Origin of the sequence: Nonomuraea sp. NPDC049714 (assembly GCF_044465295.1) — a bacterium.
Lineage (GTDB): Bacteria > Actinomycetota > Actinomycetes > Streptosporangiales > Streptosporangiaceae > Nonomuraea.
Genome location: NZ_JBITLM010000002.1, coordinates 792,035 through 817,674 on the forward strand (window position 1 = coordinate 792,035; position 25,640 = coordinate 817,674).

19 protein-coding genes are annotated in these 25,640 nt (G+C 71.7%); 13 read left to right on the forward strand and 6 right to left on the reverse strand.

Going from position 1 to position 25,640, the window contains the following annotated elements:
• Nucleotides 1–24: 24 nt before the first annotated feature.
• The 5 genes from ACIBQX_RS10590 to ACIBQX_RS10610 all read left to right on the forward strand — a co-directional run bounded on the left by ACIBQX_RS10590 (nucleotide 25) and on the right by ACIBQX_RS10610 (nucleotide 10,492).
• The gene (locus tag ACIBQX_RS10590; protein WP_397002846.1) at nucleotides 25–2,595 is read left to right on the forward strand and encodes an alpha/beta fold hydrolase; all 2,571 of its coding nucleotides are present in this window, start codon (nucleotides 25–27) and stop codon (nucleotides 2,593–2,595) included.
• Entirely contained in the window at nucleotides 2,592–3,440 is an 849-nt protein-coding gene (locus ACIBQX_RS10595) for an ABC transporter permease (protein WP_397002848.1), read from the forward strand. Before ACIBQX_RS10590 ends, ACIBQX_RS10595 begins: the two co-directional genes overlap by 4 nt.
• Nucleotides 3,441–3,452: 12 nt before the next feature.
• On the forward strand, nucleotides 3,453–6,968 hold the full coding sequence (locus tag ACIBQX_RS10600; RefSeq protein ID WP_397002850.1) for a BTAD domain-containing putative transcriptional regulator: 3,516 nt from the start codon (nucleotides 3,453–3,455) through the stop codon (nucleotides 6,966–6,968).
• A 31-nt stretch (nucleotides 6,969–6,999) separates the two neighbouring features.
• On the forward strand, nucleotides 7,000–8,136 hold the full coding sequence (locus tag ACIBQX_RS10605) for an FAD-dependent monooxygenase (protein WP_397002852.1): 1,137 nt from the start codon (nucleotides 7,000–7,002) through the stop codon (nucleotides 8,134–8,136).
• 289 nt (nucleotides 8,137–8,425) lie between these two features.
• Nucleotides 8,426–10,492: an ATP-binding protein gene (locus ACIBQX_RS10610; protein WP_397002854.1), complete on the forward strand. Its 2,067-nt coding sequence runs from the start codon at nucleotides 8,426–8,428 to the stop codon at nucleotides 10,490–10,492.
• Nucleotides 10,493–10,560: 68 nt separating this feature from the next.
• Here ACIBQX_RS10610 and ACIBQX_RS10615 read toward each other — a convergent pair whose 3' ends face one another.
• Nucleotides 10,561–11,562, reverse strand: coding sequence for a hypothetical protein (locus ACIBQX_RS10615; RefSeq protein WP_397002856.1), 1,002 nt, complete (start codon nucleotides 11,560–11,562; stop codon nucleotides 10,561–10,563).
• Between the two features lie 73 nt (nucleotides 11,563–11,635).
• The gene (locus ACIBQX_RS10620) at nucleotides 11,636–12,037 is read right to left on the reverse strand and encodes an ankyrin repeat domain-containing protein (protein ID WP_397002858.1); all 402 of its coding nucleotides are present in this window, start codon (nucleotides 12,035–12,037) and stop codon (nucleotides 11,636–11,638) included.
• Between the two features lie 86 nt (nucleotides 12,038–12,123).
• Between ACIBQX_RS10620 and ACIBQX_RS10625 the strand changes: the two genes are divergently transcribed.
• Complete coding sequence (locus ACIBQX_RS10625; RefSeq protein WP_397002860.1) at nucleotides 12,124–13,023, forward strand: proteasome assembly chaperone family protein; 900 nt, start codon at nucleotides 12,124–12,126, stop codon at nucleotides 13,021–13,023.
• A 15-nt stretch (nucleotides 13,024–13,038) separates the two neighbouring features.
• Nucleotides 13,039–14,079, forward strand: coding sequence for a Gfo/Idh/MocA family oxidoreductase (locus tag ACIBQX_RS10630; RefSeq protein ID WP_397002861.1), 1,041 nt, complete (start codon nucleotides 13,039–13,041; stop codon nucleotides 14,077–14,079).
• Nucleotides 14,080–14,132: 53 nt separating this feature from the next.
• On the opposite strand, the gene ACIBQX_RS10635 is transcribed toward ACIBQX_RS10630, so the two are convergent.
• Nucleotides 14,133–14,924, reverse strand: a complete 792-nt coding sequence (locus tag ACIBQX_RS10635; protein ID WP_397002862.1) for a tyrosine-protein phosphatase — start codon at nucleotides 14,922–14,924, stop codon at nucleotides 14,133–14,135.
• A 161-nt stretch (nucleotides 14,925–15,085) separates the two neighbouring features.
• On the opposite strand from ACIBQX_RS10635, the gene ACIBQX_RS10640 reads away from it, so the two are divergent.
• A complete protein-coding gene (locus ACIBQX_RS10640; RefSeq protein WP_397002863.1) occupies nucleotides 15,086–15,865 on the forward strand; it encodes a hypothetical protein in 780 nt (259 codons plus the stop codon).
• On the opposite strand, the gene ACIBQX_RS10645 is transcribed toward ACIBQX_RS10640, so the two are convergent.
• Entirely contained in the window at nucleotides 15,846–18,323 is a 2,478-nt protein-coding gene (locus ACIBQX_RS10645; protein ID WP_397002865.1) for an ATP-binding protein, read from the reverse strand. The genes ACIBQX_RS10640 and ACIBQX_RS10645 overlap by 20 nt on opposite strands.
• 132 nt (nucleotides 18,324–18,455) lie before the next feature.
• Entirely contained in the window at nucleotides 18,456–20,570 is a 2,115-nt protein-coding gene (locus ACIBQX_RS10650; RefSeq protein WP_397002867.1) for a M6 family metalloprotease domain-containing protein, read from the reverse strand.
• 104 nt (nucleotides 20,571–20,674) lie between these two features.
• On the opposite strand from ACIBQX_RS10650, the gene ACIBQX_RS10655 reads away from it, so the two are divergent.
• The 4 genes from ACIBQX_RS10655 to ACIBQX_RS10670 all read left to right on the forward strand — a co-directional run bounded on the left by ACIBQX_RS10655 (nucleotide 20,675) and on the right by ACIBQX_RS10670 (nucleotide 24,122).
• A complete protein-coding gene (locus ACIBQX_RS10655; protein ID WP_397002868.1) occupies nucleotides 20,675–21,835 on the forward strand; it encodes a PucR family transcriptional regulator in 1,161 nt (386 codons plus the stop codon).
• A gap of 64 nt (nucleotides 21,836–21,899) precedes the next feature.
• Entirely contained in the window at nucleotides 21,900–23,195 is a 1,296-nt protein-coding gene (locus ACIBQX_RS10660; RefSeq protein ID WP_397003859.1) for an MFS transporter, read from the forward strand.
• Nucleotides 23,196–23,225: 30 nt separating this feature from the next.
• Nucleotides 23,226–23,765 (forward strand): hemerythrin domain-containing protein, encoded by a 540-nt coding sequence (locus tag ACIBQX_RS10665; protein ID WP_397002870.1) that lies wholly within the window; start codon nucleotides 23,226–23,228, stop codon nucleotides 23,763–23,765.
• Nucleotides 23,766–23,798: 33 nt separating this feature from the next.
• Entirely contained in the window at nucleotides 23,799–24,122 is a 324-nt protein-coding gene (locus ACIBQX_RS10670) for a DUF5709 domain-containing protein (RefSeq protein ID WP_397002872.1), read from the forward strand.
• 22 nt (nucleotides 24,123–24,144) lie between these two features.
• On the opposite strand, the gene ACIBQX_RS10675 is transcribed toward ACIBQX_RS10670, so the two are convergent.
• On the reverse strand, nucleotides 24,145–24,801 hold the full coding sequence (locus ACIBQX_RS10675) for an HAD family hydrolase (RefSeq protein ID WP_397002874.1): 657 nt from the start codon (nucleotides 24,799–24,801) through the stop codon (nucleotides 24,145–24,147).
• A gap of 164 nt (nucleotides 24,802–24,965) precedes the next feature.
• Between ACIBQX_RS10675 and ACIBQX_RS10680 the strand changes: the two genes are divergently transcribed.
• Nucleotides 24,966–25,583: a Uma2 family endonuclease gene (locus ACIBQX_RS10680; RefSeq protein WP_397002876.1), complete on the forward strand. Its 618-nt coding sequence runs from the start codon at nucleotides 24,966–24,968 to the stop codon at nucleotides 25,581–25,583.
• Nucleotides 25,584–25,640: the final 57 nt, after the last annotated feature.

Sequence of the window (25,640 nt, forward strand, 5' to 3'; positions counted from 1 at the left end):
GGTGCGGAAAGTAGGCTCACCGCCATGAAACGTACGGCCGTGCTGGTCGCGGTGCTCGCCCTTGTGGGGGTGATGACGTGGTCGGTGTGGCCGTCAGGGCCGGAGGTCAGCGGTCTGCACCAGCGGATCACCGTCGTCGACGGACCCGCCGACGACCAGCGTGTCGAGCTCGACACGACCTTCTTCGCCCCGCCCGGCGGCGGGAAGGCGCCCGCGGTGCTCGTCGCGCACGGTTTCGGCGGCAGCAAGCTGAGCGTCCGCGAGGAGGCCGTCCGCCTGGCCGAGGCGGGCTACGCCGTGCTCACCTGGTCCGCGCGCGGCTTCGGCCGCTCGACCGGCGAGATAGCGCTCAACTCCGCCGACTACGAGGTCAAGGACGTCAAGCAGCTCATCGACTGGCTGGCCAAGCGGCCCGAGGTCCGGCTCGACGCCTCCGGCGATCCGCGCGTGGGCATCACGGGCGGCTCCTACGGCGGCTCCATCGCGCTGATGACGGCCGCGCACGACCCCCGGGTCGACGCGATCGTGCCGCAGATCACCTGGTCCGACCTGGCCGACGCGCTGTTCCCGGACGCCACCGGCAAGGGCCCCGAGAACGGCGTGTTCAAGCGCATGTGGGCGGGCATCTTCTTCGGCCGGGGCGGCGGCGGTGCCCCGCAGGGCCTGGAGGCCCTCAACCGGCAGCCCGAGGCGCTGACCGCCGAGCAGGCGAGGTGCGGCCGGTTCCTGCCCGCCATCTGCGAGGTCTACCAGGAGGTCGCCAAGACCGGCCGGGCCACGCCCGAGGCGGTGGCGTTGCTGAGCAGGTCCAGCCCCGTGGCGGTGGCCGGGCGGATCAAGGCGCCGACGCTGCTCGTCCAGGGCCAGCGCGACTCGCTGTTCCCGCTGGAGCACGCCGACGCCAACGCCAGGGCCATCGCCGCCGCCGGCACCCCGGTCAGCCTGGCCTGGTTCGACGGCGGCCATGACGGCGGCAACGGCGAGGTGGACTGGCTGCACGAGCAGACGACCGCCTGGTTCGCCCACCACCTCAAGGACGAGCCCGCCTCCGTCAGCGCCTTCACCGTCACCCGCGACGGCGGCCGCGACCCCGGCACCCGCCAGCGCATCCGCATGCATCCCGAGGCCGCCGCCTACCCCGGCCTGAGCGGCACCGACGTCACCACCGTCACGCTCGGCGGCCCGGAGCAGAACATCGTCAACCCGCCCGGTGGCTCCCCCGCCTCGATCTCCACCGTGCCGGGCGTCAGCGGCCTGCTGGGCGGCCAGGGCAACGTGAGCGTCTCGCTCGACATGCCCGGCCAGAGCGCCGCCTTCGAGTCCCCTCCGCTCACCGCCCCGCTCCAGCTCACCGGCAGCGCGACGGCCAAGATCAGGGTGTACGGCAGCGGCGAGGTGACGTTGTTCGCCAAGCTCTTCGACGTCGCCGACTCCCTCCAGCCGCCCGTTCTGCCCGCCGGCCTGGTCTCCCCGCTGCGGGTGACCGTCCCCGACGGGGCCGAGTCCGTCGAGGTCGACGTCAAGCTGCCGGTCGTGGACCACCGCTTCGCCGTCGGGCACCGGCTCAGGCTGGTGGTGGCGACCACCGACATGGGGTTCGCCACGCCCGCCGAGCCCTCCTCCTACCGGATCGGCCTGGCCTCCCCCGCGTTGGCGGTCCCGACGGTGGCCACGCTGGCCGCCCCGGTGACCGGGATCGCGTGGTGGGTGTGGGCGATGCCGCTGGCCGCGATCGTGGTCGCCGCCGTCCTGCTGGCCACCGGCCGCAGGCGGACCGCCACGCCGTCCACCGGCGCACCGTCCACCGCCACGCCGGACGAGCCGGTGGCTCCGCTGGAGATCAGCGGGCTCACCAAGGCCTACCGCAACGGCGAGCTGGCCGTCGACGGGCTGTCGTTCCGGGTCGAGCAGGGCGAGGTGCTGGGGCTGCTCGGGCCGAACGGCGCCGGTAAGACGACCACGATGCGGATGATGCTGGGCCTCATCCGCCCCGACGACGGCCAGATCCGGATATTTGGTGAAACGGTCACTCCGGGGGCGCCGGTGCTGTCCCGGCTCGGCGCGTTCGTCGAAGGGCCCGGGTTCCTGCCCCACCTGTCCGGCCGCGACAACCTCCATCTCTACTGGGCCGCCACCGGCCGCCCCGCCGCCGACGCCCGGTTCGACGAGGCGCTGGCGATCGCGGGGCTCGGCAAGGCCCTGGACCGGGCCGTACGCACCTACTCGCAGGGCATGCGCCAGCGCCTGGCGATCGCGCAGGCCATGCTCGGCATGCCGGACCTGCTCGTCCTGGACGAGCCCACCAACGGCCTCGACCCGCCCCAGATCAGGGAGATGCGCGAGGTGCTCAAGCGCTACGCGCGTGACGGCCGTACGGTGATCGTCTCCAGCCACCTGCTGGCCGAGGTCGAGCAGACCTGCACGCACGTCGTCGTCATGCACCGGGGCAAGCTGGTGTCCACCGGCCCGGTGTCGGCACTCCTCGGCTCCGCCGCCACCAACGGGCAGGGCAATGGGCAGGGCAACGGGCACGGCAACGGGCAGGGCTCGCGCCTCGAAGACGTGTTCCTGGACCTGATCGGAGACAAGGCATGACCGTCGCGACGGGCTACGCGCCCGGCCGCACCCTTCCGCTGAGGGTCGAGATCGTCCGGCAGTTCAAGCGGCGGCGCACCCTGGTCATGTTCGGGCTGCTGCTGGCGCTGCCGTGGATCCTCGTGGTGGCCTTCCAGTTCGGCCCGCAGGGCAGCGGCAACCAGCAGTCGGCGCTGCGCATCTCCGACCTGGCCACCGCGAGCGGCCTCAACTTCGCGGCGTTCGCCCTGTCGGTCTCCGCGAGCTTCCTGCTGGTCGTCGCCGTCGCCCTGTTCTGCGGTGACACCGTGGCCAGCGAGGCCGGCTGGTCCTCCCTCCGCTACCTTCTGGCGGCGCCGGTGCCACGCGACCGGCTGCTGCGGCAGAAGCTCATCGTGGCACTCGGCTACTCCGCCGCCGCCGTGATCTGCCTGCCGCTGATGGCGCTGCTCGCGGGCACGCTGGCGTTCGGCTGGGCCGACATCCAGGTGCCCGGTACGGGGGAGACCATCCCGGCGTTCGACGTCCTGCCCCGGTTCGGCATCGCCATCGGCTACGCCCTGGTCAGCCAGCTCGTCGTGGCGGCCCTGGCCTTCCTCATCTCCACCACCACCGACTCGCCGCTCGGCGCGGTGGGCGGGGCGGTGGGCCTGTGGATCATCTGCACCATCCTGCAGGCGGTGGAGGCGCTGGGCGCGCTGCGCGAGTTCCTGCCGACCTTCTGGAACAACGCCTGGTTCGACACCCTCGCGCCGGAGCTGGACTGGAGCGGCATGATCAGGGGCGCGTCACTGTCGATCACGTACGCGGCCCTCCTCATCGCCGTCGCCTTCGTCCGGTTTCGCCGTAAGGACGTGGTCAGCTAGATACTGGCGTCCATGCGGTTCGGCGTCCTGGGTCCTTTGGAGGTGCGCGGCCCCGGCGGGGAGTCGATCCCCGTCGGCGGGCCGCGGCCGCGCGCCCTGCTGGTGATGCTGCTGCTGAACGCCGGACGGGTGGTCGGCGTCGAGGCCCTGATCGACGGCCAGTACGGCGAGGACCCGCCGGCCGGCGCCGCCAACGCCGTGCAGGCGCAGGTGTCCCGGTTGCGGCGCGCTCTGGGGGCCGGGCTGATCGAGTTCCGGGGCAGCGGCTATCTGCTCGCCGTGGACCCCGACACGGTGGACGCGCACCGGTTCGAGCGGCTGGCCGGGCAGGGGCGGCAGCTGCTGGCGGCGGGCCGGCCCGACGCCGCCGCCGCGACGCTCCGCCAGGCGCTCGGGCTCTGGCACGGGCCCGCCCTCCCCGACCTGCCGTTCGGGCGGGCGCAGGCGGCACGGCTGGAAGAGCTGCGGCTGACCGCCAGGGAGGATCTCGCGGAGGCGGAGCTCGCCCTGCCCGCGGGCGCCTCGGTGGCGGAGCTGCGGCGGCTGGTGTCGGCCCATCCCTTGCGCGAGCGGTTCAGAGCCCAGTTGATGCGCGCGCTGCACGTGGACGGGCGGCAGGCGGAGGCGCTCGCGGCGTTCGAGGAAGGCCGCCGCCTGCTCGCCGACGAGCTCGGCGCGGACCCCTCCCCCGAGCTCGCCGCCGCCCACCTCGCCGTCCTGCGTGCCTCCCCGCCCGCGCCGGCGCCCCGGAGGCTGCCGGCGCAGCTGACCAGCTTCGTGGGGCGCGAACCCGACCTGGGTCTCCTCGCCTCGCACGGCTCCCGGCTACGCACGATCGTCGGGCCCGGTGGCATGGGGAAGACCCGGCTGGCCATCGAGGCCGCCACTCGGGCCGACCACGAGACGTACTTCGTCGACCTGTCCTCCCTCCCCCCGGACCTCACATCGGCCCTGACAGCCGACCCGCCGACCACCCGGCACGCGCCGGCCGCCTGCGGACATACACCCTCCACCGCCGGAGCGAAGGACACCATGGCTGCCTGTCCTCCTGGGAAGGAGCAGGTAGAGCAGGGGGAGCAAGCGGGGCAGGTGGGGCAGGTGGAACAGGTGGCGCTGGCGGTGCTGGGGGCGCTGGGGCTGCGGGACAGCGGGCTGCGGACGCCGCGGTTGCGTGACCCCGTCCGGCGCCTGGTGTCGGCGCTCGCGGAGCGGGACACACTGATCGTCCTGGACAACTGCGAACATCTCATCGCCCCCGCCGCCCAACTGGTCCGCACGCTGCTGACCGAGTGTCCCCGGCTGCATGTCCTGGCCACCAGCCGGGAGCCGCTGGGCCTCACCGGCGAAGCCCTCGTGCCGCTGACACCGCTGGCCCTCCCCCCGCCCGACCCCACCGACCCAGCTGACGCCATCCAGGTTCCCCCTGACCCCACAGCCCCCGACGACCACCCGGCGGCGGTGGAGGCGCTCCGGTATCCCGCCGTGCGGTTGTTCGCCGACCGGGCGGCGGCCGTGCGGCCGGCGTTCGAGGTGCGGCAGGACAACGTGGACGCGGTGCTGCGGATCTGCGCCGCGCTGGACGGGCTGCCACTGGCCATCGAGCTGGCGGCGGCGCGGCTGCGGTCGTTCGACGTCGAGGAGATCGCCGCGCGGCTGACCGAGCATGGGCGGTTCAGGCTGCTGTCCCGGGGGGATCGGACCGGGGCGCCGAGGCATCGGGCGCTGCGGGCGGTGGTGGAGTGGAGCTGGGACCTGCTCAGCCCTGAGGAGCGGATCCTGGCCAGACGGTTCTCGGTGTTCGCCGGAGGGGCGACGATCGCGGCCGTCGAGGCGGTGTGCGCACGGCCCACGGTCGAGCCGGCGGTGAGCGAACCCGCCGGGATCGGGGAGACGGCAGGCGAGTTGGGGGACGTTGCCGGGGTTTTGGCGGACTTGGTGGACAAGTCGTTGATCGGGGTCGATGGCGGACGGTATCGGATGCTGAACACGATTCGGCTGTTCTGTGCCGAGCGGCTGGCGGAGGCCGCCGAGGAGGACGGCGTACGCGGGCGGCATGCCCGATGGTGCGAGGAGCTGGGCCGGCGGGCCGATCCGCGGCTGCGGCGGGGGGAGCAGCTCGAGTGGCTGGCTCTGCTGTCCGCTGAGCACGGGAACCTGATGGACGCGCTGCGCTGGGCCGTGCGGCACGATCGGGAGACGGCGCTGCGGATGGTGCTGGCGCTGGCGACCTACTGGTGGCTGAGCGGGCGGCAGAGCCAGGCCGGGGAGGTGGCCGCCGAACTGCTGAGGGCGACCGGCGGGCCGGTCCCAGGGCTGGAGGAGGCGTACGTCATGTGTGTGCTGCATGCCGTGCCCCGAGCAGCGCCCGAGCACTGGGCGCGGGCGGAGGCGTTCATGAGCGGGCTGGATCGGCCCCTGCGCCATCCGTTCACCGCCGCGCTGTGGGGGATGACCGTGGGGCCGCCGGCCCTGCCGGTGGGGCCTGACCGGGACTGGGTGCTCGGCTCTGATCCGTGGGGCGTGGCGCTGGGGCGGTTGAGCCGGGCCCTGCTGCGGTTGCTCGACGGTGAGCCGGCCGTGGCCGAGGCGGAGCTGGCGGAGGTGCTCGCGCTGTTCCGGGCGCTGGGCGAGCGGTGGGGCATCGCGCAGGGGCTGGACTGGCTGGCGGTGATCGCGAGCTGGCGTGGGGAGTGGGACCGGTGCCGGGTGCTGTGGCGGGAGGCGCTGGAGCTGCTCGAAGAGCTGGGCGCGCTGGAGGAGACGGCGGACGTACTGGCTCGTCGCGGGGAGGCGCTGATGCGCGCGGGTGATCTCGCGGCCGCGAGCGCCGACTTCCGGCGCGCCGGGGAGGCCGCCGGGCGGGCGGGCCGGTCGGAGCCGCCTGTCATGGCCGGGCTGGGGCTGGGAGAGCTCGCCTGGGCCGCTGGTGATCCGGCCGAGGCCCGCCGGCGGCTGGAGGCGGCATTGGCCGCTACTCAGAGCGGTGCTTTCGGCGCTCGGCAGGTCCAGGCCCGCGTCCTGGCGGCCCTCGCCCGGCTGTCCGACGACACAGCCGACGGCACCGCCGCCGACGCAACCGACGGCGCAACCGACGGCGCAACCGACGGCGCAACCGACGAAGCCGGCGGCGGCCATGGCGCGTCGGCGCTCTACAGACGGGCGTTCGCCGTGGCGCGCAGGTCTCCGCTGGCTTCGGACCTGGCCGACGCCGCCGAATGGCAGGCCGAGGCCGTCCTGGCGGCGCTGGCAGGGCATCCGGCCCGCCGGGGCGCGGGCAGGGTCTCCTCGGCCGATCTGCAGGAGCGGGCGGGGCGGCGGGTCGCCGCGCTGCTGGGGATGGCGGTGGGATTGCGCGGGCTCGCGGTGGCCGGTGACGCCCAGGTCGCCCGCAGCGCCGGGGAGGCCCGGCGGCTGGCCGGGGCGGCGGGGTTCGCGGGCGAGTTCGCGCGGGGGGCTCGGATGGGCCGGAAGGAGGCGCTGACGGTGCTCGACCAGGCGGAGGCGTGGCTGTCAGCCGACGGGAGGTGAGCTGTCAGCGGGTCCCGGCACAGTCGTGACCATGCAGAACACGAAGGTCCTCATCTCGGGCGCGAGCATCGCCGGCCCCGCGCTCGCCTACTGGCTCGACCGTTACGGCTGCGACGTGACCGTGGTGGAGAAGGCGCCGGGCCTGCGCACGGGCGGGCAGGCGGTCGACTTCAAGGGGGCGACGCACCTCACGGTGCTGGAACGCATGGGCATCCTGGAGGAGGTACGGCGACGTCAGACGGGAGGCACCGACCAGGTCATCGTCGACGCGGACGGCAGGCGGCTGGCGGTCATGCCGGGAGAGTTCACCGGCGGGGACATCGAGATCCTGCGCGGCGATCTGTCGGCCCTGCTGTTCGAGCGGACCGCGGGCACGTGCGAGTACGTCTTCGGCGACTCCATCGCCTCGCTGACGGACACCGGCGACGGCGTGCGCGTCACCTTCGAGCGGGCCGCGCCGCGCACCTTCGACCTGGTGGTGGGCGCGGACGGCATCCATTCGAACGTGCGGCGGCTGGCCTTCGGCCCCGAGGAGTCGTACGTGCGCTTCCTCGGCCACTACTACGCGCTGGCCCAGATCGACGCCGGAGACGGCAACCGGATGTACAACGAGCCCGGCCGGATGGTGACGCTGGGCGGGCCGAAGGCGCCGTCGTTCTTCGTCTTCGCCTCCGAGCCGCTGGACTTCGACCGCTACGACGTCGAGCAGCAGCGGCGGATCCTGATGGACGCCTACCGGGGCGGGGGCTGGCGGATCCCCGAGATCCTGGCCAGGATGCCGGAGGCGCCGGACGTCCATCTCGACTCGATCAGCCGGGTGGAGGTGGACCGTTACGCCGAGGGCCGGGTGGTGTTGCTGGGGGACGCCGCCTACGGCAACACCCTGGGCGGATTCGGCACCGGGCTGGCCGTCGTGGGGGCGTACGTGCTGGCGGGAGAGCTGCTGGCCGCGCGCGGCGATCACCGGGCGGGGTTCGCGGGCTACGAGCGCGAGTTTCGCGACTACGCCAAGGTGGCCAGGCAGGGCAGCGCCGGGCCGTTCCTGGCGCCCCGCTCGCCCGCCCGGATCACCATGCGCAACTGGATCTTCAAGCGCAGGCTGCTGCTCGGGGCGATGCTGAAGATGACCGACCGGTTCGCCACGGACATCCGGCTCAAGGACTACTGATCAGCCCCAGTGCGGGGGTTTGTCCTCCCGGTAGAAGTCGTCGGGGTCGGCCTCGCGCCATTCGCCCCAGCCCAGGTCGGTGTCGTCGGAGGTCTGCTCCGGGAGAAATTCCGTCACGGCATACATGCTACTCAGTGATACAAAGCCGACCCCGGCGGCCTTTCCGGGACCGGGACAAGGGAGAAAGGCGGGGGTACGATGCGTACGCAGATTTGTCGCCTATCCCCCCGTGAGGCTACCCATGGCCACCCCGACAGGATGGCGGCGAGACGGCAATCTTCCGGCGGAGTTGACCAGCTTCGTGGGGCGGACGCGGCTGCTCGCCAACCTCAAGCGGCACCTCGCCGAGTCGCGCCTGGTGACCGTCACGGGGATCGGCGGGGTCGGCAAGTCGCGGACGGTGCTCCGGCTGGCGCACCAGATCCGGACGCAGTATCCCGACGGCGTCTGGTTCGCCGATCTGGCGCGGCTGCAGGACGCCGGGATGGTCAAGCACACGATCGCCTCCGCGCTCGGCATCGCCGACCAGTCCTCCCGCAACGAGACGGATTCGCTGGCGGAGTGGGTCGGCGACCGCGACATGCTGCTCATCATCGACACCTGCGAGCATCTGGTGCAGGGCTGCGCCGAGCTGATCCACGAGCTGCTGGAGTCCGCGCCCAACCTGAAGGTGCTGGCCACCAGCCGCCAGTCGTTGCAGCTGCCGTACGAGCACGTGGTGCCGGTGCCGCCGCTGCAGGTGCCCGGCGACGATCCGGTGGAGAGCCTGTTCACCAACGAGTCGGTGCAGTTGTTCTCGGCGCGGGCCGGGGCGGTGGTGCCCGACTTCGTGCTGGAGGAGCAGAACATCGCCGCGGTGGCCGAGCTGTGCCGCCGCCTCGACGGCATCCCGCTCGCGATCGAGCTGGCGGCCGTACGCCTGCGGGCGCTGTCCGTCGAGCAGATCCTCGGTCTGCTGGCCGACCGCTTCAGCCTGCTGGCGGGCGCGAGCCGGACGGCGCTGCCGCGGCACCAGACGCTGCGCGCGGCCATCGGGTGGAGCCACGAGCTGTGCGAGCCCGCCGAGCGGCTGCTGTGGGCGCGGCTGTCGGTGTTCTCCGGCGACTTCGAGCTCGACGCCGCCCGTTTCGTGTGCGCCGACGAGCGGCTGCCGGCCGAGGAGATCACCAACCTGGTCACCGGGCTGGTGGAGAAGTCGATCCTGATGATCAGGAGCAACCACGCCGGGGTCCGTTACAAGCTGATCGACACGCTCGCGGAGTACGGCGAGGAGTGGCTGGACAAGCTCGGCCAGACCCAGGACCTGCGGCACCGGCATCTGGCCTACTACCTCAATCTGGCGCAGCGCAGCGAGGACGCCTGGTCGGGGCCGAGGCAGGTCTACTGGTTCATCCGCATGCGCCAGGAGCACGACAACGTGCGGCTGGCGCTGGAGCACGCGCTGCGCACGCCCGGCGAGTCGGTGCTGGCGCTGAGGCTGCTGTCGTCGCTCTGGTTCATGTGGGTGTGCTGCGGCTTCCAGCGTGAGGGCCGGCTGTATCTGGAGCGGGCGCTGGAGGCCAACCGCGCCGTGAGCAAGGAGCGGTGCAAGGCCCTGTGGGTGCTGTCCTACGTGCGCAGTGCCCAGGGCGACAGCGTGGGCGCGCTGGACGCGGCCGAGCGCTGCAGCAAGGAAGCGGTCAGGGTGGGCGACTCCCGAGCCGTCATCCTCGCCTCCAAGATGCAGGGCACCGCCGCGGTCCTGCAGGGCGACCTGCAGAAGGCCAGCGCGCTGCTGGGGGTGGCGATCGAGTTCAACACCGACAACAAGGAGCTCAACCCGGGCCTGCTGCCCGCGATCGTCGAGCTGTCGCTGGTGCTGTCGGCGCAGGGTGAGTTCATCGAGGCCGAGTCCCTGCTGCAGGATTGCCTGCAGGTGTGCAAGGAGCGCGGTGAGCTGTGGGTGGGCTCCTACGCGCAGTGGGCCATGTCCCTCACCAAGCTGGCGACCGGCCGCGCCGGGGATGCGCTGCAGAGCGCCAGGGAGGCGCTACGCGTCAAGCGCCACTTCCACGACACGCTCGGCACGCTGCTGGTGCTGGAGACGACGGCGAGGATCTTCGCCGCCCTGGGGCGGGAGCCACTGGCCGCCCGGCTGCTGGGAGCGCTGCAGCAGAACTGGAAGACCGCCGGCCTGCCCATGCTCGGCGCCCCGTTCATGACCAGCGACCATGACCAGTGCGTCAAGGAGTGCCAGAAGGCGATGGGGGAGCATCTTTACGCGCAGGCGTTGGGGGACGGCGCCAGGCTGGACCTCGACGAGGCGTCCGCGCTCGCGCTGGGCGAGCTGGACGCCTCGGAGAACGACCCCGGCTGATCCGCCGGGAGCGGCTTCAGGGCCCGGGACCTGAAGAGCCGTGCGGGGGCCTGACGTCGCCGGATGTCCTATCCGGCCTGCGGCCAGCGGGTGCCCGTCGGCCAGGCGTGCACGTAGCGGGCGCTGCCGAGCGAGAAGGCGATGTGGCCCCGTACCCAGTGTTCGAGACCCTGCACGTACCTGCGGACCGGCATGGAGGCCCAGCTGTCGAGTGCCGCGCGCCGCGCGATGAAGGCGGCGATGGCGGCGTTGTGCATGTTCGAGACTTCTTGGAGCGCCGCCTGGAGGGGCAGCTTCCGGTGGGTGGCCAGCACGGTGACGAGGTTGTGCCTGGCCTTGTCCTTGTCGCGCTCCTTGGCGTACGAGAGCAGGTCGTTGTCCCACCCGATGAGGTCGCACGCGAGGTCCGACAGGGTGCGCACATCGGGATGGTGCCACTCTTCGGCTTCGACCCGATAGCCGCTGGCGATGTCGATGAGCGCGAAGCAGGTGAAGGTGGCGCCGGTGATGCGGCGCATCAGCACGTAATCCTCGGGGGTGGGGATCAGGTCGGCTTCGCGGTTGGCGGCCTCCCAGATCTGGGCGAACAGATACTCCTTGACCGTGGTGCGCCACCGGTCGACCTGAGCGGGGCTGCCTAACTCCGTGATCCGGTCGAGCAGCTCACGCAGGGTGAGACCGAACGGGTCGGTGCTGTCCGGCTCTCTGCGCCTGTCGAGGATCTCCAGGAGCGGCGGGAGGGCGCGGGCGAGCGAGGCGGCCCGGTGCCCTATCCGTTCGCCCTCGCAGATCGCGTCGTCGAAAGCGAAAAGCCAGTTGTACCAGTCGTTGATCAGCCTGAGATTCTCGCGTGGCACGGTCGGATTGGTGCGTGCGGCGAGCATGCCGATCTTGGAGCGCCGGAAGTGCTCGATCGTGTCGGCTCCGGCGAGCAGGTTGCGGGCGGCCAGCCAGGTGTGGCTCTCCGCGTCGACCTCCGTGGCGTTCCCGTTGATCTCATTGGGGAACGGACAGGGCAGCGGAGGGATGTGGAGTGGTCGCCTACTGAAGGGATGCGAAGGATTAGCCACTCATCCAGCATGACGAGGGACCGTTCGAAAGGCCACAGTTGGCTACTTCCAGCCCATTCACCTTCATTTCATACTATGAGCCGCTTTGGTCGAACCATTGAAGAAACTGCTCGTTCGCGAACATCCGGGCCGTGTCGATCGCCGAGGGAGTGCCGGCGCTCGGCTCGGCCCCTGCGTCGAGCAGCGCCCTGACCACGTCAGACTCTTTCTTGAACACCGCCCCCGCGAGCGGCGTCTGGCCCCGGTCGTTGGCCCGGTCCGGATCGGCGCCCAGCTCGGCCAGCATCCGGACCGTCGCCGCATGACCGTGGTATGCCGCCAGCATCAGCAAAGTGTCACCTTTGCCGTTGGTGAGATCGGCTGGAACCCCGGCTTCCACATAAGCCCGCAAGGTGTCCGTCTCACCCGCCCTGGCCAGGTCGAACAGCCTCGTGGCGAACTCTTCGAGCTCCGGATCCCCGTCCATGCCTCCCATTGTGCCTCGATAGGGTGCCCTGCACGGAATCGTTCCGGCTCGCCGTAGGTTCTGGATGAGAGTACCTAGGGAAAGGCTGTCCAACCGTGTTCGACCCGACGGATCTATATGAGCTCGCCGATGACGTCCCCGAGCTGGCCGATCCGGTATTGCTGTACCACTTCGACGGTTTTGTCGATGCCGGCTCCACTGGGCGCCTCGCGCTGGGGCACCTGCTGGCCGAGCTGGAGCACCGGGTTGTCGCGACGTTCGACGTGGACCGGTTGATCGACTATCGCTCGCGACGGCCGATCATGACCTTCGACACCGACAGATGGGTGGAGTGTGAGAGCCACGAGCTGATCGTCCACAGCGTCAAGGACGCGACGGGCACTCCGTTCCTGCTGTTCAGCGGCCCGGAGCCGGACGGGGAGTGGGAGCTGTTCACCCGGGCGGTCGGCACGCTGGTCAAGCGGCTGGGCGTGAGCAGACTGGTGACCCTGCACGGCATCCCGATGGCCGTGCCGCACACCCGCCCGCTCGGCGTCACCGTGCACGCCAGCCGGCCCGAGCTGATCAACCCGCAGACCAGCGCGTTCGGCCGCGTCCAGGTGCCGGGCAGTGCCGCCGCGCTGCTGGAGTTCCGGCTCGGCGCCGCCGGGCACGACGTGGTCGGCTACGCGGTGCACGTCCCGCACTATCTCTCGCAGGCCGAATACCCGAGCGCGGCGGTCGCCGCGCTGGAGGCGATCACGCGCAACACCGGCCTGGTCTTCCCGATGGACGGACTGCGTGAGGCGGCTCAGCGCACCACGGCGGAGATCGAGGAGCAGATCCAGTCCTCCGCCGAGCTGTCCAGCGCGATCACCGGGCTGGAGCAGCAGTACGACGCCTTCGCGGGGGGCTCGGACCGTGAGAACCTCATGGCCGACAGCACGCCGATGCCCACGGGGGACGAACTGGCCGCCCAGTTCGAGCGGTTCCTCGCCGAACGCGACGACGAATAGGCCTAGCCTGGGGCGATGGATGAGATCCGGGTGGGGTTGGTCGGCTATGGGACCGCTGGGGCCGTCTTCCACGCGCCGCTGATCGAGGCGGCCGACGGGCTGCGGCTGACGGCTGTGGTGACGCGCGATCCGGAGCGGCAGGCCAAGGTGCGCGCCCGTTACGGGGCGGCGGGCGTGGACGAGGTGGCGCGGTTGTGGGGGCTGTGCGACCTCGTCGTCGTCGCGTCCCCGAACCGGACCCACGTGGCCGTGGCCACCGAGGCGCTGGCGCACGGCAAGGCGGTGGTCGTGGACAAGCCCTTCGCGCGGACCGTCGAGGAGGCGCGCGGGGTGGTGGAGCTGGCCCGGGAGCGGGGGCTCATGCTGAGCGTCTTCCACAACCGGCGCTGGGACGGCGACTTCCTCACCGTGCGCCGGCTGCTCGACGAGGGGGCACTGGGCCGGGTGCTGCGGCTGGAGTCGCGGTTCGAGCGGTGGCGGCCGGCCCCCAAGGGCGGCTGGCGCGAGGCGGGCGGCGCCGAGGAGGTCGGGGGCCTGCTGTACGACCTCGGCAGCCATCTGGTCGACCAGGCGGTGCGGCTGCTGGGGCCGGCGCGGGAGGTCTACTGCGAGAGCGACGTACGGCGCGAGGGGGTGGCGGCCGACGACGACACCTTCATCGCGCTCAAGCACGACGGCGGCACCCGCTCGCATCTGTGGGTGAGCGCCATGGCGGCCAGGCTCGGGCCGCGCTTCCGGGTGCTCGGCAGCGCCGGGGCGTACGTCAAGGATGGCCTGGACGTCCAGGAGGAGCGGCTGCGCGCGGGCGCGTCGCCGCTGGCGGCGGGCTTCGGCGACGAGGGCGAGGAGCGGTGGGGCATCGCCGGCACGGACGCCGACTCGCGCCGGGTGCCCACCGAGTCCGGCGCCTACCTCGACTTCTACCGCGGCGTCGCGACGGCGTTGCGAACCGGAGCGCCGCCGCCGGTGAGCGCGGACAGCGCGCTGGAGACGCTGGCGGTGATCGAGGCGGCGAAGCTGTCGGCGACGCAGGGGATCGTGGTGCGGACGGGCTGAGCCGGCGGACCGGCTGGGTCAGCGGATCGGCTGGGGTCAGCGGATCGGCTGGGTCACTCGCGCAGGCGGGCGTGCATGGCGGCGGTGTCGTCGGCGGTCCAGCCGTTGCGCGCCAGCCATCCCTGCGGCCCGCCGAAGCGCTCGTCCAGCACGCTGAGGAACTGCTCGATGTAGCGCGGCCGCGGCATGTGGTCGTCGGCCGGGCGCGAGTCCAGATCGTCGCGGTAGGTGAGGCTGCCGCGCAGCCGCCGCAGGATCAGCTCCAGGCGCTCCCCGGTGGCCGCGTAGTCCTCGACGATCGCCTCCCGGGTGACGCCCGCCACGTCGAGCGCGAGCGCCGACAGCACGCCCGTACGGTCCTTGCCCGCCGCGCAGTGCACCACGGCCGCGCCGTCGTCCAGCGCCATCGCCCGCAGCGCCGCCACCACCGCGTCGGGCCGGTCACGCAGGTAGCCGTAGTAGAAGCCGGTGACGCGCAGCTCGGTGTCCTCCTGGCGCTCGTGCCAGGGCAGCACCCGGTCGCCGTCGATGCTGTCGGCCTCGACGTCGGTGTGCCTGCCCCTCTCGGCGAACAGGGTGAGGTGGTGGTGGGTCACCTCGGGCACCGTGGTCAGCGGGCCGGGGCCCTCCAGGGTGACCTCGGCCGTCGAGCGGAGGTCCACGACGTGGCGGAGTTTGAGGTCGCCGACCAGCCGCGACACGTCGGCTTCGGTGAGTCCCTGGAGATTGTCAGCGCGCATGATCCGGCCACTTCGGGTGACGCCGCCGTCACGGGTGGGCAGCCCGCCCAGGTCACGTACGTTGACGGCGCCTGCCAGATCGATCCATCTCGTGTTCGCGTTCACCAGGTTGACCCTATATGTCGGCCAAAATCTCAGCGGATTCGAGGTTCATAACGCAGCATGAACGTATGGATCCGCGAGCTCTGCCCCCTCGGCTGGTTGTCGATCCATCCCTGCCCCCTGATGTCGCGGTCGAGTTGCGGTCGAACCCTCATGTGCTCCGCATGGCACGCACGGGCCGGCGGATGGAGTCCCCGCACAACCCCACCTGGCTGTTCGTCTTACCCGGCTTCCTGCTGTTGATCTGGCTGGTGACCTACAGCCCGGCCGCAGTGGTCGTCGCGGGGGCGGGCATGGGCATGATCGCCCTGATGCGCTGGGTGGTGACCGACAACGCCAACCGCACCGCCAGGCGGCGGCTCGGGCTCGCTTACGAGTACGCGGACCGGTACATCCTGCCCGAGGACCTCGACTACCCCTGCCAGGTGCTGCTGCGCCGCGCGCAGGACGCCTGCGCCGCCGTCCTGGGCTCCCAGGTGCACCAGGCCGGGCTGATCGACACGGTCGGCAACCGGGTGTCGCTGCCGGAGGAGGTGTGGCAGATCGCGCAGCGGCTGGCGAAGCTGTCGGCCATGCACGCCGAGCACGGCAAGCTGGTCCCCCGCGACCTGCCGTCGGGCCTGGAGGACGCGTTCAAGCCCTACAGCACGGCCCTCGACGCGGCCTGGACGTCGCTGTCGAAGCGGGTGCGCCACCTGGAGCGCTACGCCAAGCAGGTGGTGAAGGCCGACAAGGTCTTCCACGCGCACCGCCGGCTGGAGGCGCTGGCCGCGCGCACCCCCGACTATCAGCGGCTGATCGCCGACACCGTCCGCGACGACCTGGCCCACGCCCACATCAAGGAGCTGGCCGACCAGGCCACGCACGTGCGCATGCTGTTCGAGCGGAGCATCCACGAGGCCAGGCAGGCGGCGGGCGAGCTGCTCAGGTCCCCGCTCGTCTGAGCAGCTCCAGCGTCCTGCGCATGCCGGCCTCGTTGCCCAGGCTCCGGTAGATGTCCCTGGCCTGCGTGAGCGGGGGCACGGCCGCGCCGCGTCCGCCGTTGTCGAGGTACGCCTCGCCCAGGTAGAGCAGGCTGCGCGCCATCCACCAGCGGTCGCCCAGCTCCTCGAAGGCGCGCACGGCCCCGCGCAGCTCCTGCTCGGACTCCGCCATCCGGCCGAGCCGGCCGAGCACCCTGCCGAGGGAGACGGCGCTGCGGGCCACCCCCCAGGAGTCGCCGAGCGCCTCCAGCATCTCCTCGGCCCGCCGCGCCATGTCCAGCTCGCGCAGGCCGTTGGACGGGTCGCCGACCTCACCGGCGGCGCGCAGGCAGCGGGCCTCCTCCCACAGCTCCCCGCGCTGCTTGAACATCTCGCCGGCCCGGTCCAGGCTGAAGCTCGCTTTGATGAAGTCGTCCCTGGCCGACCGGTGCTCGCCCGCGCGGTGCAGGCCGCGGGCCTGGGCGGCGAGCACCTCCCCGTAGACGCGCAGCGTCTGCGCCTCGGAGTAGCGGTTGCCCATCCGCTCGAACACCTCCAGCGAGTCCTCCAGCAACTGCCTGGCCTCCTCGGGGCGCCGCTCCGCCAGCCGCATCTCGGCGAGGTTGCGCTGGGTGCGGGCCATCCACCAGAAGTCCTCCTCCCCCTTGAACGCGGTGATCGCGCCGATGAGGTACTCCTGCGCGCGGTCCAGGTGGCCGTCGCTGAACAGCGTCATGCCGACCGCGCGCATCGCCCTGGCCGCCCACCACGTCTCACCCAGCTCGGTGAACACCTCCAGCGCCCACTCGGCGTCCGCGCGCCCCCGCTCCTGCCCACCCTGCCCACCCTGTACGGCGGCGCGGTCGAGCATCGAGATGGCCTGGGCGCGCCGGTCCCCCGCCTGGGCCGCGGCCTCGCAGCCGAGGTCGGCGACCGCGTGCCAGTCGGCCCAGTAGGCGCGCAGCGAGTGGCACAACGAGCAGAACGCCCTGGCCAGCCCCCAGGTCAGCTCCCACATCTCCAGCTGCCTGGCCAGGTGGACCATGGACATCAGGGTGAGCCGCTCGGCGTTCAGCCAGTCGCCGGCGTGGGTCTGGCCCTCGGCGTCGGAGCGGCGGCCGGCCTTGCTCCAGTCCTGTGGCCAGCGGTTCTGGGCGGCGGCCTCGGCGCGGCGGCGGTAGCCGTGCAGCACGCGTTCGATGGCGTCGCGGCGCCGGTCCTGGTCGTCGCCCACGGCCAGCTCGGCGGCGAACAGGGAGACCAGGTCGTGCAGCCGGTAGCGCAGCGTGCCGGTGCCGTCGGTGCCCGAGCACTCGGCCAGCTGCGCGTCGATGAGCGCCTCCAGCTGGTCGGCGCCGTCGAGCCCGGAGATGTCGAGCAGCTCGCCCGCCACCCAGCCGGGCACGTCGGGGGCCGAGCTGAGGGCGCTGAGCTGGCGCAGCAGGCGGCGCTGCATGCCGGTGCAGTCGTCGTAGCTGAGCTGCACCGAGGCCCGCACGCTCTTGTCCACCGTGGGGGCCAGCTCCAGCTGGTCGAGGCGGCGGCGTACGTCGGCCAGCCGGTCGGCCATCTGGCGCAGCGTCCACTGGGCCCGGGTGGCCAGCCGGCCGCCGCAGATGTTGATCGCCAGCGGCAGGTGGTCGCACTGCCGGACGATGCGCTTGGCCGAGTCGAGGTCGTCCACCACCCTGGCGCCGCCGGCGAGCCGGGCCAGCAGCTCGACGCCGTGCGCCTCGCTGAACACGCCGAGTTGGGTGTCGTAGGTGCCGTTCAGGAACAGCGGCTGGCGGGAGGTGACCAGCACGGCGCAGCCGCGCTCGGCCGGGATCAGCGCCTTGACCTGCTCGGCGCTGTGGGCGTTGTCCAGGCCGATGAGGATCCTGCGGCCCTTGGTCCAGGTCAGCCAGAGCTTGCGCAGCTCCTCCAGGCCGCCCGGGTCGGTCGTCAGCCGGACGCCCAGCGCCCGCAGGAATCCGATCAGCACCTCGTCGGGGCGCACCGGGGCGTCGACGCCGCCGCGCAGATCGGCGTAGAGGCGGCCGTCGGGGAACCGGTCGGCGACCTCTTCCCCGAACCGGGTGATGAGGGCCGACTTGCCGACGCCGCCCCTGCCGTACACCGAGACCACCAGCGGCGGCGAGCCGACGGCGGCGGACTTGCGGCGGGCGGCGAAGACCTCGCGCAGCTCGGCGAGCGCCTCGACGCGCCCGGTGAAGTGCTCGGGCACAGGCGGCCACTGGTCGGGCGGGCGGGAGGACGGCTCGGCGGGGGTGACGGGCTTGGGGCGCGTCGTGGTGGTGGCCCAGGTGGCGACGCCCACCAGGAGCGCCGCCGCCGCCGTCACGCCCACCTTGGCCATCGGCGGGATCTCCCATTCGAGTGACGCGGCGAGGATGCTGGCCGCGGCCGCCGCGATCCCCGCGGCGGCGGGTGCGGCCACCCCTAACTTCCCGCCCCGTGGCCTCCCGCGCCGTGGCGTGTCCACCTCGTCTGACACCTACCGCGTCCCCCTTTCTGGGGGTGATTCAAGCCGATGGGGCACGGCCCGCGCCGACCGTACCCCATCGTTCACCTACAAGCCGATCACGTGACAGGTGGCCGTCACCGTCTTGTCGGGATCGCTCTCCGAAGTCGCGGTCAGCTTGACCCGGCCGAGCCGGGCGCCGCCCGCGTCGCGCACGGCGTTGACGGTCACCGTCGCGCGCTCGCCGAAGTCGACGGCGGCCAGGGCGTTGGGCGTCTGGGCGGTCCAGCCCTTGCCGGAGACCTCCGCCTTGAGCCGGTAGACGTCGGAGTTCAGGTGGGCGCTGACGTCCTCCGGGTGCTGCCCCTGCGCGGGGACCGCCCTGCCGGTGTTGAACAGCGGGAACTTGCAGGTGGAGATGTTCTTGCCGGACGGGACGCCGGCGGCGGGCAGCAGCCTGACGCCGCGCCGCTGCGGTCCCGCGCCGTCCAGGGAGCGGACGGCGACCGTGTAGGAGAGCACGCCCTCGCGGTCGCGCTTCACGTCGGTGACGTAGAAGTGCAGCCGGTTGGCCTCGTCCACGTACTCGTACTCGCTGCCGGAGTCGGTGCCGGCGTGGAAGAGGGCGTCGGACAGCTGGCGGTAGTCGCCGACCGTGATCGGCACCTTGGTCCCGTCGGGCATCACGTAGTCCGTCATGCCGATGTCCTGCGGGTTGGCGTCGATCACCCACTCGAAGGGGGCCCGGTCGGCGTTCTTGGTCTTGGCCAGCAGCACGCCGGAGTCGGGGGTGAAGGAGTCGGTGCCCATCCGGTCCACGACCTCGACCGTGTAGTTGTCGTACCCGCCGCCGTCACAGAGCGGGTCGGTCCGCGTGTCGCAGGACGGGGCCTTGTCGCCGGTGTCGAAGGCGATGTTGACGCCGGTCAGCCCGTTCCTGCCCGGCTGCACGGCGCGGGCCGTGACCCTGGCGGTGACCAGGCCGGACTCGTCCAGCGCCTCGCGCGACAGGCGCAGGACGTGCTGCTCGTCGACCATCTCCAGCTTGATCTTGTTGCGCAGCATGTGCTGGGCGCCCATGGACGCGCCGGAGGTGGGCGGGATCAGCCAGCGGGAGTGCGGGCCGCCGGGGCCGTTGAAGCTGCCCCGGCTGAGCATCTCCCAGATGCCGGTGTACGCCCGTCGCGGCGGCACGCCGTACGGATTGTTGTAGTTGTCGGCGATGCCCATGATGTGGCTCAGCTCGTGGGCGTAGACGCCCATGCCCGAGCTCTCGGCCTGGACGGAGTCGACGCCGAAGCGGGCGTTGGGCCAGAAGGTGGATCCGGCCTGCCAGGAGGTCCACTCGACGTAGCGGGTCCTGGACCAGTTGGGCAGGCTGTCGTCGCCTTCGGGACCCCACTCGTCAGGCACGTCCTCCTTCGTGGGGAACTTCATCATGCCGAACTCCTGCCAGGTGGACGATTCGTCCTGGCCGGCGCTCAGGTAGAAGACGAAGTCGAACTGCCCGGCGACCTCCTCGCCGACGTCGGCGAGCCAGGCGGCGTTGCCGTCCGCGCGCAGGTTCTTGTCGCAGGCGTCGCCTGACGGGCAGCCTTCGCCGGCCTGGAACTCCATGGCGTACTCATGGTCCTTGCCCGGCATCGTGTAGGGCCCGAACCCGGTCAGCTCGACGCCGTAGCGCCCGCCGGAGTCCTCCATCCAGTACTCGTGGATGGTGTGGCCCTTGTTGATCTCGTTGGGCGTGTTGAGGAAGTCCTGGTAGAACTTCGCCACCTGGTCACGGGGCACGTCGTGGGCCTGGGCGCTCGGGTTGGCGAAGATCGTCGAGCCCTGCGGCTGGGTCACCACGAACGGCTGGTTGGGGTAGTCGAGCAGGACCAGCGCGCCCTTGAAGGTGCGCTTGGAGCCCTTGGCGCTCGGGTCGTTCCAGTTGGCGCCGGGGATCTTCTTGTAGTCCGCCCACGTCATGTGGTCGGGGTTCTCCCAGTTCTGCGGGTCGATCGGCGCGATGCCGCCCTTGGGACGGCCCTGCCTGAGCTGGGCGTCCCCCTCGGGCGCGTCCTGCTGCCAGGGCTGGGTCCGCGGCCAGTGCTCGTGCCGCCAGGGGTGCTCGGGATCGTCAGCGGGGGGTGCTGCGGAAGCGGGGGTCGCCGTCAGGCTCAGCGGGATCACCACGAGGGCCGCCAGCAACCCTTTTAACAGCTTCTTCGGGTCTATCACGGATTGACGGTATAGAGCTTATTGACCGAGATCACCGGACAACTGTAGGGAAGACGTGTAGTTCTGGTTCCGACACTTGTCGAAACACCCATATGGGGGCATCTGTGGCAGACCTTCAGCGGATCGTCGACGAGCTCGCCGCTCGGCTCGACCACCCGCTGCTGCTTGAGGACCGAATGCAGCGCGTCGTCGCCTACAGCGAGCAGAACGGCGCCATGGACGACGCCCGCCGCGACTCCATCCTGCGCAGGCACACCGCACCCGAGGTGCGGCAGTGGCTGCGCGCGGCCGGCGCGCACGACTCCCCCGTCCCGCTGCGCACCCCGGGCGCGCCCCACCTCGGCCTGCTGCCGCGCGTCTGCGTTCCCGTACGCCATGAGGAGGGCCCTCTCGGATTCCTCTGGTTCATCGACGCCGGGCCGGCCATGTCCGCCGCCCAGGTCGACGAGGCCGCCGCCGCGGCGCCCGCGCTGGCCCTGGCCCTGCTGCACGAGAGCCTGGCCAGCGGGCTGGCCTCCCATCGGGAACTGGAGGCCGTCACCGGGCTGCTGCTCGGCGAGCGCGACGCCGCCCGCCGGCTCATCGAGGCGGGCGCCTTCCCGCAGGCGCGGGCGGTGACCGTGCTGGTGGCCAAGCCCCTGTCGGGCGAGGCGGACGAGGCGCTGCGGCTGGCGCTGGAGCAGGGGCTGCTCGCGCTGCGCCGGCGGCTGAGCGGTCACCATCCGCTGCACCTGGTCCGCTACGACCACGCGGCGCTGCTCGTCGCGGGTCCCCCGGTCTCCCCCGACGACCTGCACGCGGCCCTGTCCGTGTCGCTGGCCGTCCCGGTGGTCGTCGGGGTCGGGCGACCCAGGCCGGCGCTGGCCGAGGCGGCCGGTTCCTACGCGGAGGCGCGGCACGCCGCCGAGGTGGCGGCACGGGTGCCCGAACTGGGCCGCTCGGTGCCGTGGGAGCGGCTGGGCGTCTACCGGATGCTCAGCCGGTGGCCCGACCACGAGATGCACCCCGGCCTGGCGCCGCTGCTGGGGCAGGAGCAGCACCTGCCGCTGCTGGAGACGCTGGAGACGTACCTGGACCTGGCGGGCAGCGCGGTCGCCACCTCCCGCGTGCTGCGCCTGCACCGCACCTCGCTCTACTACCGCCTGCAGCGGGTGGAGGAGCTGGCCCGCACCGACCTGAAGGACGGCGGCGAGCGCCTGGCGCTGCACCTCAGCCTCAAGCTCGCCCGCCTGGCCGGCAGCTACAAACCCCGCAGCACCTCTTAAACCTCCTTATATGGTGATTTAGTTCACTTTCCGGGCAAATCGGAAATTCGGTCCTGTGAGCAGCGTGTTCAGAGACTCGTCCGCACCTTCAAGCACAGGACAAGTCTTGTCACTCGGTTCCTCAACCTTCCGCGCGTTGCGTCATCACAACTACCGCCTCTGGGCAGGTGCGGACCTCGTCTCCATCACCGGCACCTGGATGCAGGTGCTCGGCGTCAACTGGCTCGTCCTGACCCTGACGGGCTCGGCGGCGAGTGTCGGGCTCAGCCTCGTGATGCAGGCGCTGCCCACGCTGCTGCTGGGCATGTGGGGCGGAGCGCTGGCGGACCGGCTGCCGAGCCGCCCGTTGGTGATCGTCTCCCAGCTCGCGCACGCCGCGCTCGCAGCCGCGCTGGCGGCCATCGCGTTCTCCGGTACGGAATCCGTCCTGCCCATCTACGCCGTGGCCCTGGCCGGCGGGGTGGTCTCGGCGCTCGGCGGGCCCGCGCTCGGCCGGTTCGGCGCCGAGGTGGTGCCACCGGCCGACCTGCCGAACGCCATGGCCCTGGGCTCGATCATCAACTCCGGGGGCCGCATCCTCGGCATGTCGCTGGCGGGCATGCTGCTGCCGTTCACCGGCCAGGGCGGCCTCTTCCTGGTCAACGCCGTCACCTTCTTCGCGGTCATCGCCGGGATCGCGGCCATGCGCCCGGCGGAGTTCCACCGGCTCGCCGCCGCCGAACGGCAGCCCGGCGCGATCAAGGAGGGCCTGCGGTACGTGCTGCGCACGCCCTGGCTGCTCGCGGTGCTCGCCCTGTCCCTCGTGCTCGGCAGCCTGGGCCGCAACTACCAGGTGACCATGGCCGCGATGAGCGCGGGCCCCCTGGCGGCGGGCGCGGGCGGCTACGGCCTGCTGTCGACGGTCTTCGCCGTCGGCACCGTGGTCGGCGGGTTCATCACCGCCTCCCGGCCGCGGCTGTCGATCCGGCTCCTGCTGATCGCCGCGTTCGCCATCAGCGCGCTGCAGGCGCTCAGCGGGCTGATGCCGTCCCTGGCCACGTTCGCCGGAGCCATGCTGCCGATCGCGGCGGGCGCCATCCTGGTCGACACCGCGGTCTCCGCACGGGCCCAGCTCGACAGCCCCGACGCCATGCGCGGCCGGGTCATCGCGGCGGTCGGCATGGTCGGCGCCGCCTCCGGCGCGCTCGGCGGGCCCGCGCTCGGCTGGCTCAGCGACGCTTTCGGGCCCAGGGCGGCACTGCAGGCCGGCGGCATCGCTTGCGTGGCCGCGACCCTGCTCGCGGCCTTCACGCTGGCCAGACTCGCCCGCCGTCCGGTCAGCAGGCCGATCCCCCTGAGCCCGGTGCTGGAGAACGCCTGATCTCCGCGATCGGGGGTAGCGACGGACCTCATGGCTACCGACGTCATCACTTTGATCACCCGTGACCACCGCAAGGTCGAGGAGCTCTTCGCGCGCCTCAAGTCCGGCAAGGGCGACCAGAGCGCCACCGTGGCCGAGCTCCACGCCCTCCTCACCGCCCACGCCCGCGCCGAGGAGGACCGGGTCTACCCCGGCATCGACGCCCACCACGGACTGGAGGAGCATAAGGAGGCCGAGGTGCTGCTCGACACCCTCGTGCGGGCGCGGCCCGGCACCCGGGAGTTCCGCGAGACGCTGGAGAAGCTCGCCGACTCCGTCAGCCACCACGTCGAGGAGGAGGAGAGCGAGCTCCTGCCCGAGCTGGCCCGGCAGTCCGGCGCCAAGCGGCTGGAAGAGCTCGGCGAGGCCTTCGCCCAGCGCCGCGACGAGGAGCTGCGGGCCCTGAACGGCCCGTTGGGCGGGGCCACCAAGGCCGAGCTGTACGAGCAGGCGCAGAAGGCCGACATCCCCGGCAGGTCGCAGATGGACAAGGAAGAGCTGGAGCAGGCGCTACGCCAGTCCGCGTCCTAGGGTTTCGGCCCGTCCCCTGGGTAGGGGGCGAGTATGAGCGAACTTCCTCCGGACCGATTCGGATACAGCGACGAGCAGGACATCGAGGTCTCGGAATGGACCGACGACCAGGGCATGAACCACGAGATACGCGAGGACGACCCGCAACACGTGGACACGCTGGACGAGCGGCTGAGGCGGGAGGCGCCTGACAGGCAGCGGGTACGACGGCCCGGGTACCGGCTCACCCAGCCGGACGAGGGCCTGGAACCCGACTCCGAAGGCCGGGAGCTCGGCCAGGACTGGGGCGCGGACGGCGGCGACCTGTCGTCGGAGGAGCGGGCGATCCACATCGAACGCGACGACGAGATGGGATAGTCCGCGCGGCCCGTCGGCTGTCTCAGGCCATCCCCCTCAGCACCGGGAGCAGGCTGTGCAGGTCGTCGACGATGACGTCGGCGACCTGCGCCGCCTTCGGCCGCTCCGCGTGCAGGAACCCCCACGGCCCCCGGCGCAGCAGAGCCGTCCGCATCCCGGCCGCCGCGGCCGGCAGCACGTCGTTGTCCAGCCGGTCCCCCACGTACAGGACCTCGCCCGGCTCCCTGCCCGCGACCGCCGCCACCTTCGCGAAGAACTCGGGCGCCGGCTTCGACACCCCCCATCCGTCGGAGGTGTGCACCGAGTCCACCGGCAACTCCATCTTCACCAGCGCGTCATAGGCCCTGGTCGGCTGGTTCCCGGCCACGATCACCTGGTATCCGGCCGCCCGCAGCCCCGCCAGCGCCTCCCGCACATCCCCGTAGAGGTCGCCGGCGTCGAAGTGGTTGCGCAGATCGTCCGGCTCGTCCCGCTCCCACGCCGCCAGCTCCTCACTGATGTCGAGACCCGGCCGCACCAGCTCGAACGCCTCCCGATGCGAACGGTCCAGCGCCGCCATCCCCCCGAGCGCTCCCATCAGCACGAACGGGCTCACCCCCAGCCGGCGCGCCCACCGCGTCCAGATCCGCGTCTCGTCGATGAGCGTCTCGCCGACGTCGAACACCACTGCCTTGATCATCAATAGCTCCCTTCATCCAGACAACCCCTCAACTGTACGGACCCACCCCCGGCACTGGATCAGCCCCTGGCGAACCTGGCCGCCCAGCCCGCCGCGGACAGGTGCACTCGGCGGCAGGGCGTGAAATACTGAGCGTGCCCGTTCGAATACGAAGGGACAGATTCATGGTGGCCATGATGACCCGGCATGACGAGCACACCAAGTTCGCGCCGACCAGCACGAAGCGGATGCCGGAGACCGCTCGTGAGCTGTTCGACGCACTTCCCGAGCTGCCCGGTTTCCGGGCCGACGTCATCGAAGGGAACCTGATCGTGAGCCCTGTCGGCACCCCCGAGCATGGTCGTCACGCGATGCGCCTCAACCGCGCGCTCCATGCGATCATGGATGAGAAGGGCTGGGAGGCATGGGCCGGCAATGTCGATGTGTGCATCGAAGGGCCCCGTGAGCCGGTCGAGCCCGACTTCGTGCTGGCCCCCCTCGACTGCCCGCTCTGGGGGACCCGCGAACTGCGTTCCACAGCGTTGATCATGGTCGCCGAAGTGGTCTCGCACGGCAGCGCCCGCAGGGACCGCACGGAGAAGCCACTGCTCTATGCGACCGGCGGCATTCCGATCTACCTGCTGATCGACCCGATCGCCAAGTCCCCCTCGGTCACCGTCTACAGCGACATCGACGACGGTGTCTATCGCGCGGTCAATCAGGTGGCACTCGGCACCCCCATCCAGTTGCCCCAACCGATCGGTGTCGAGCTCGACACTTCCATCTTCAAGACAGTGGCTTAGGCCCGAGGCGTCCACACGGTGGGCCGAGCACAGCCCGGCCCCGTACGGTGGAGCCCG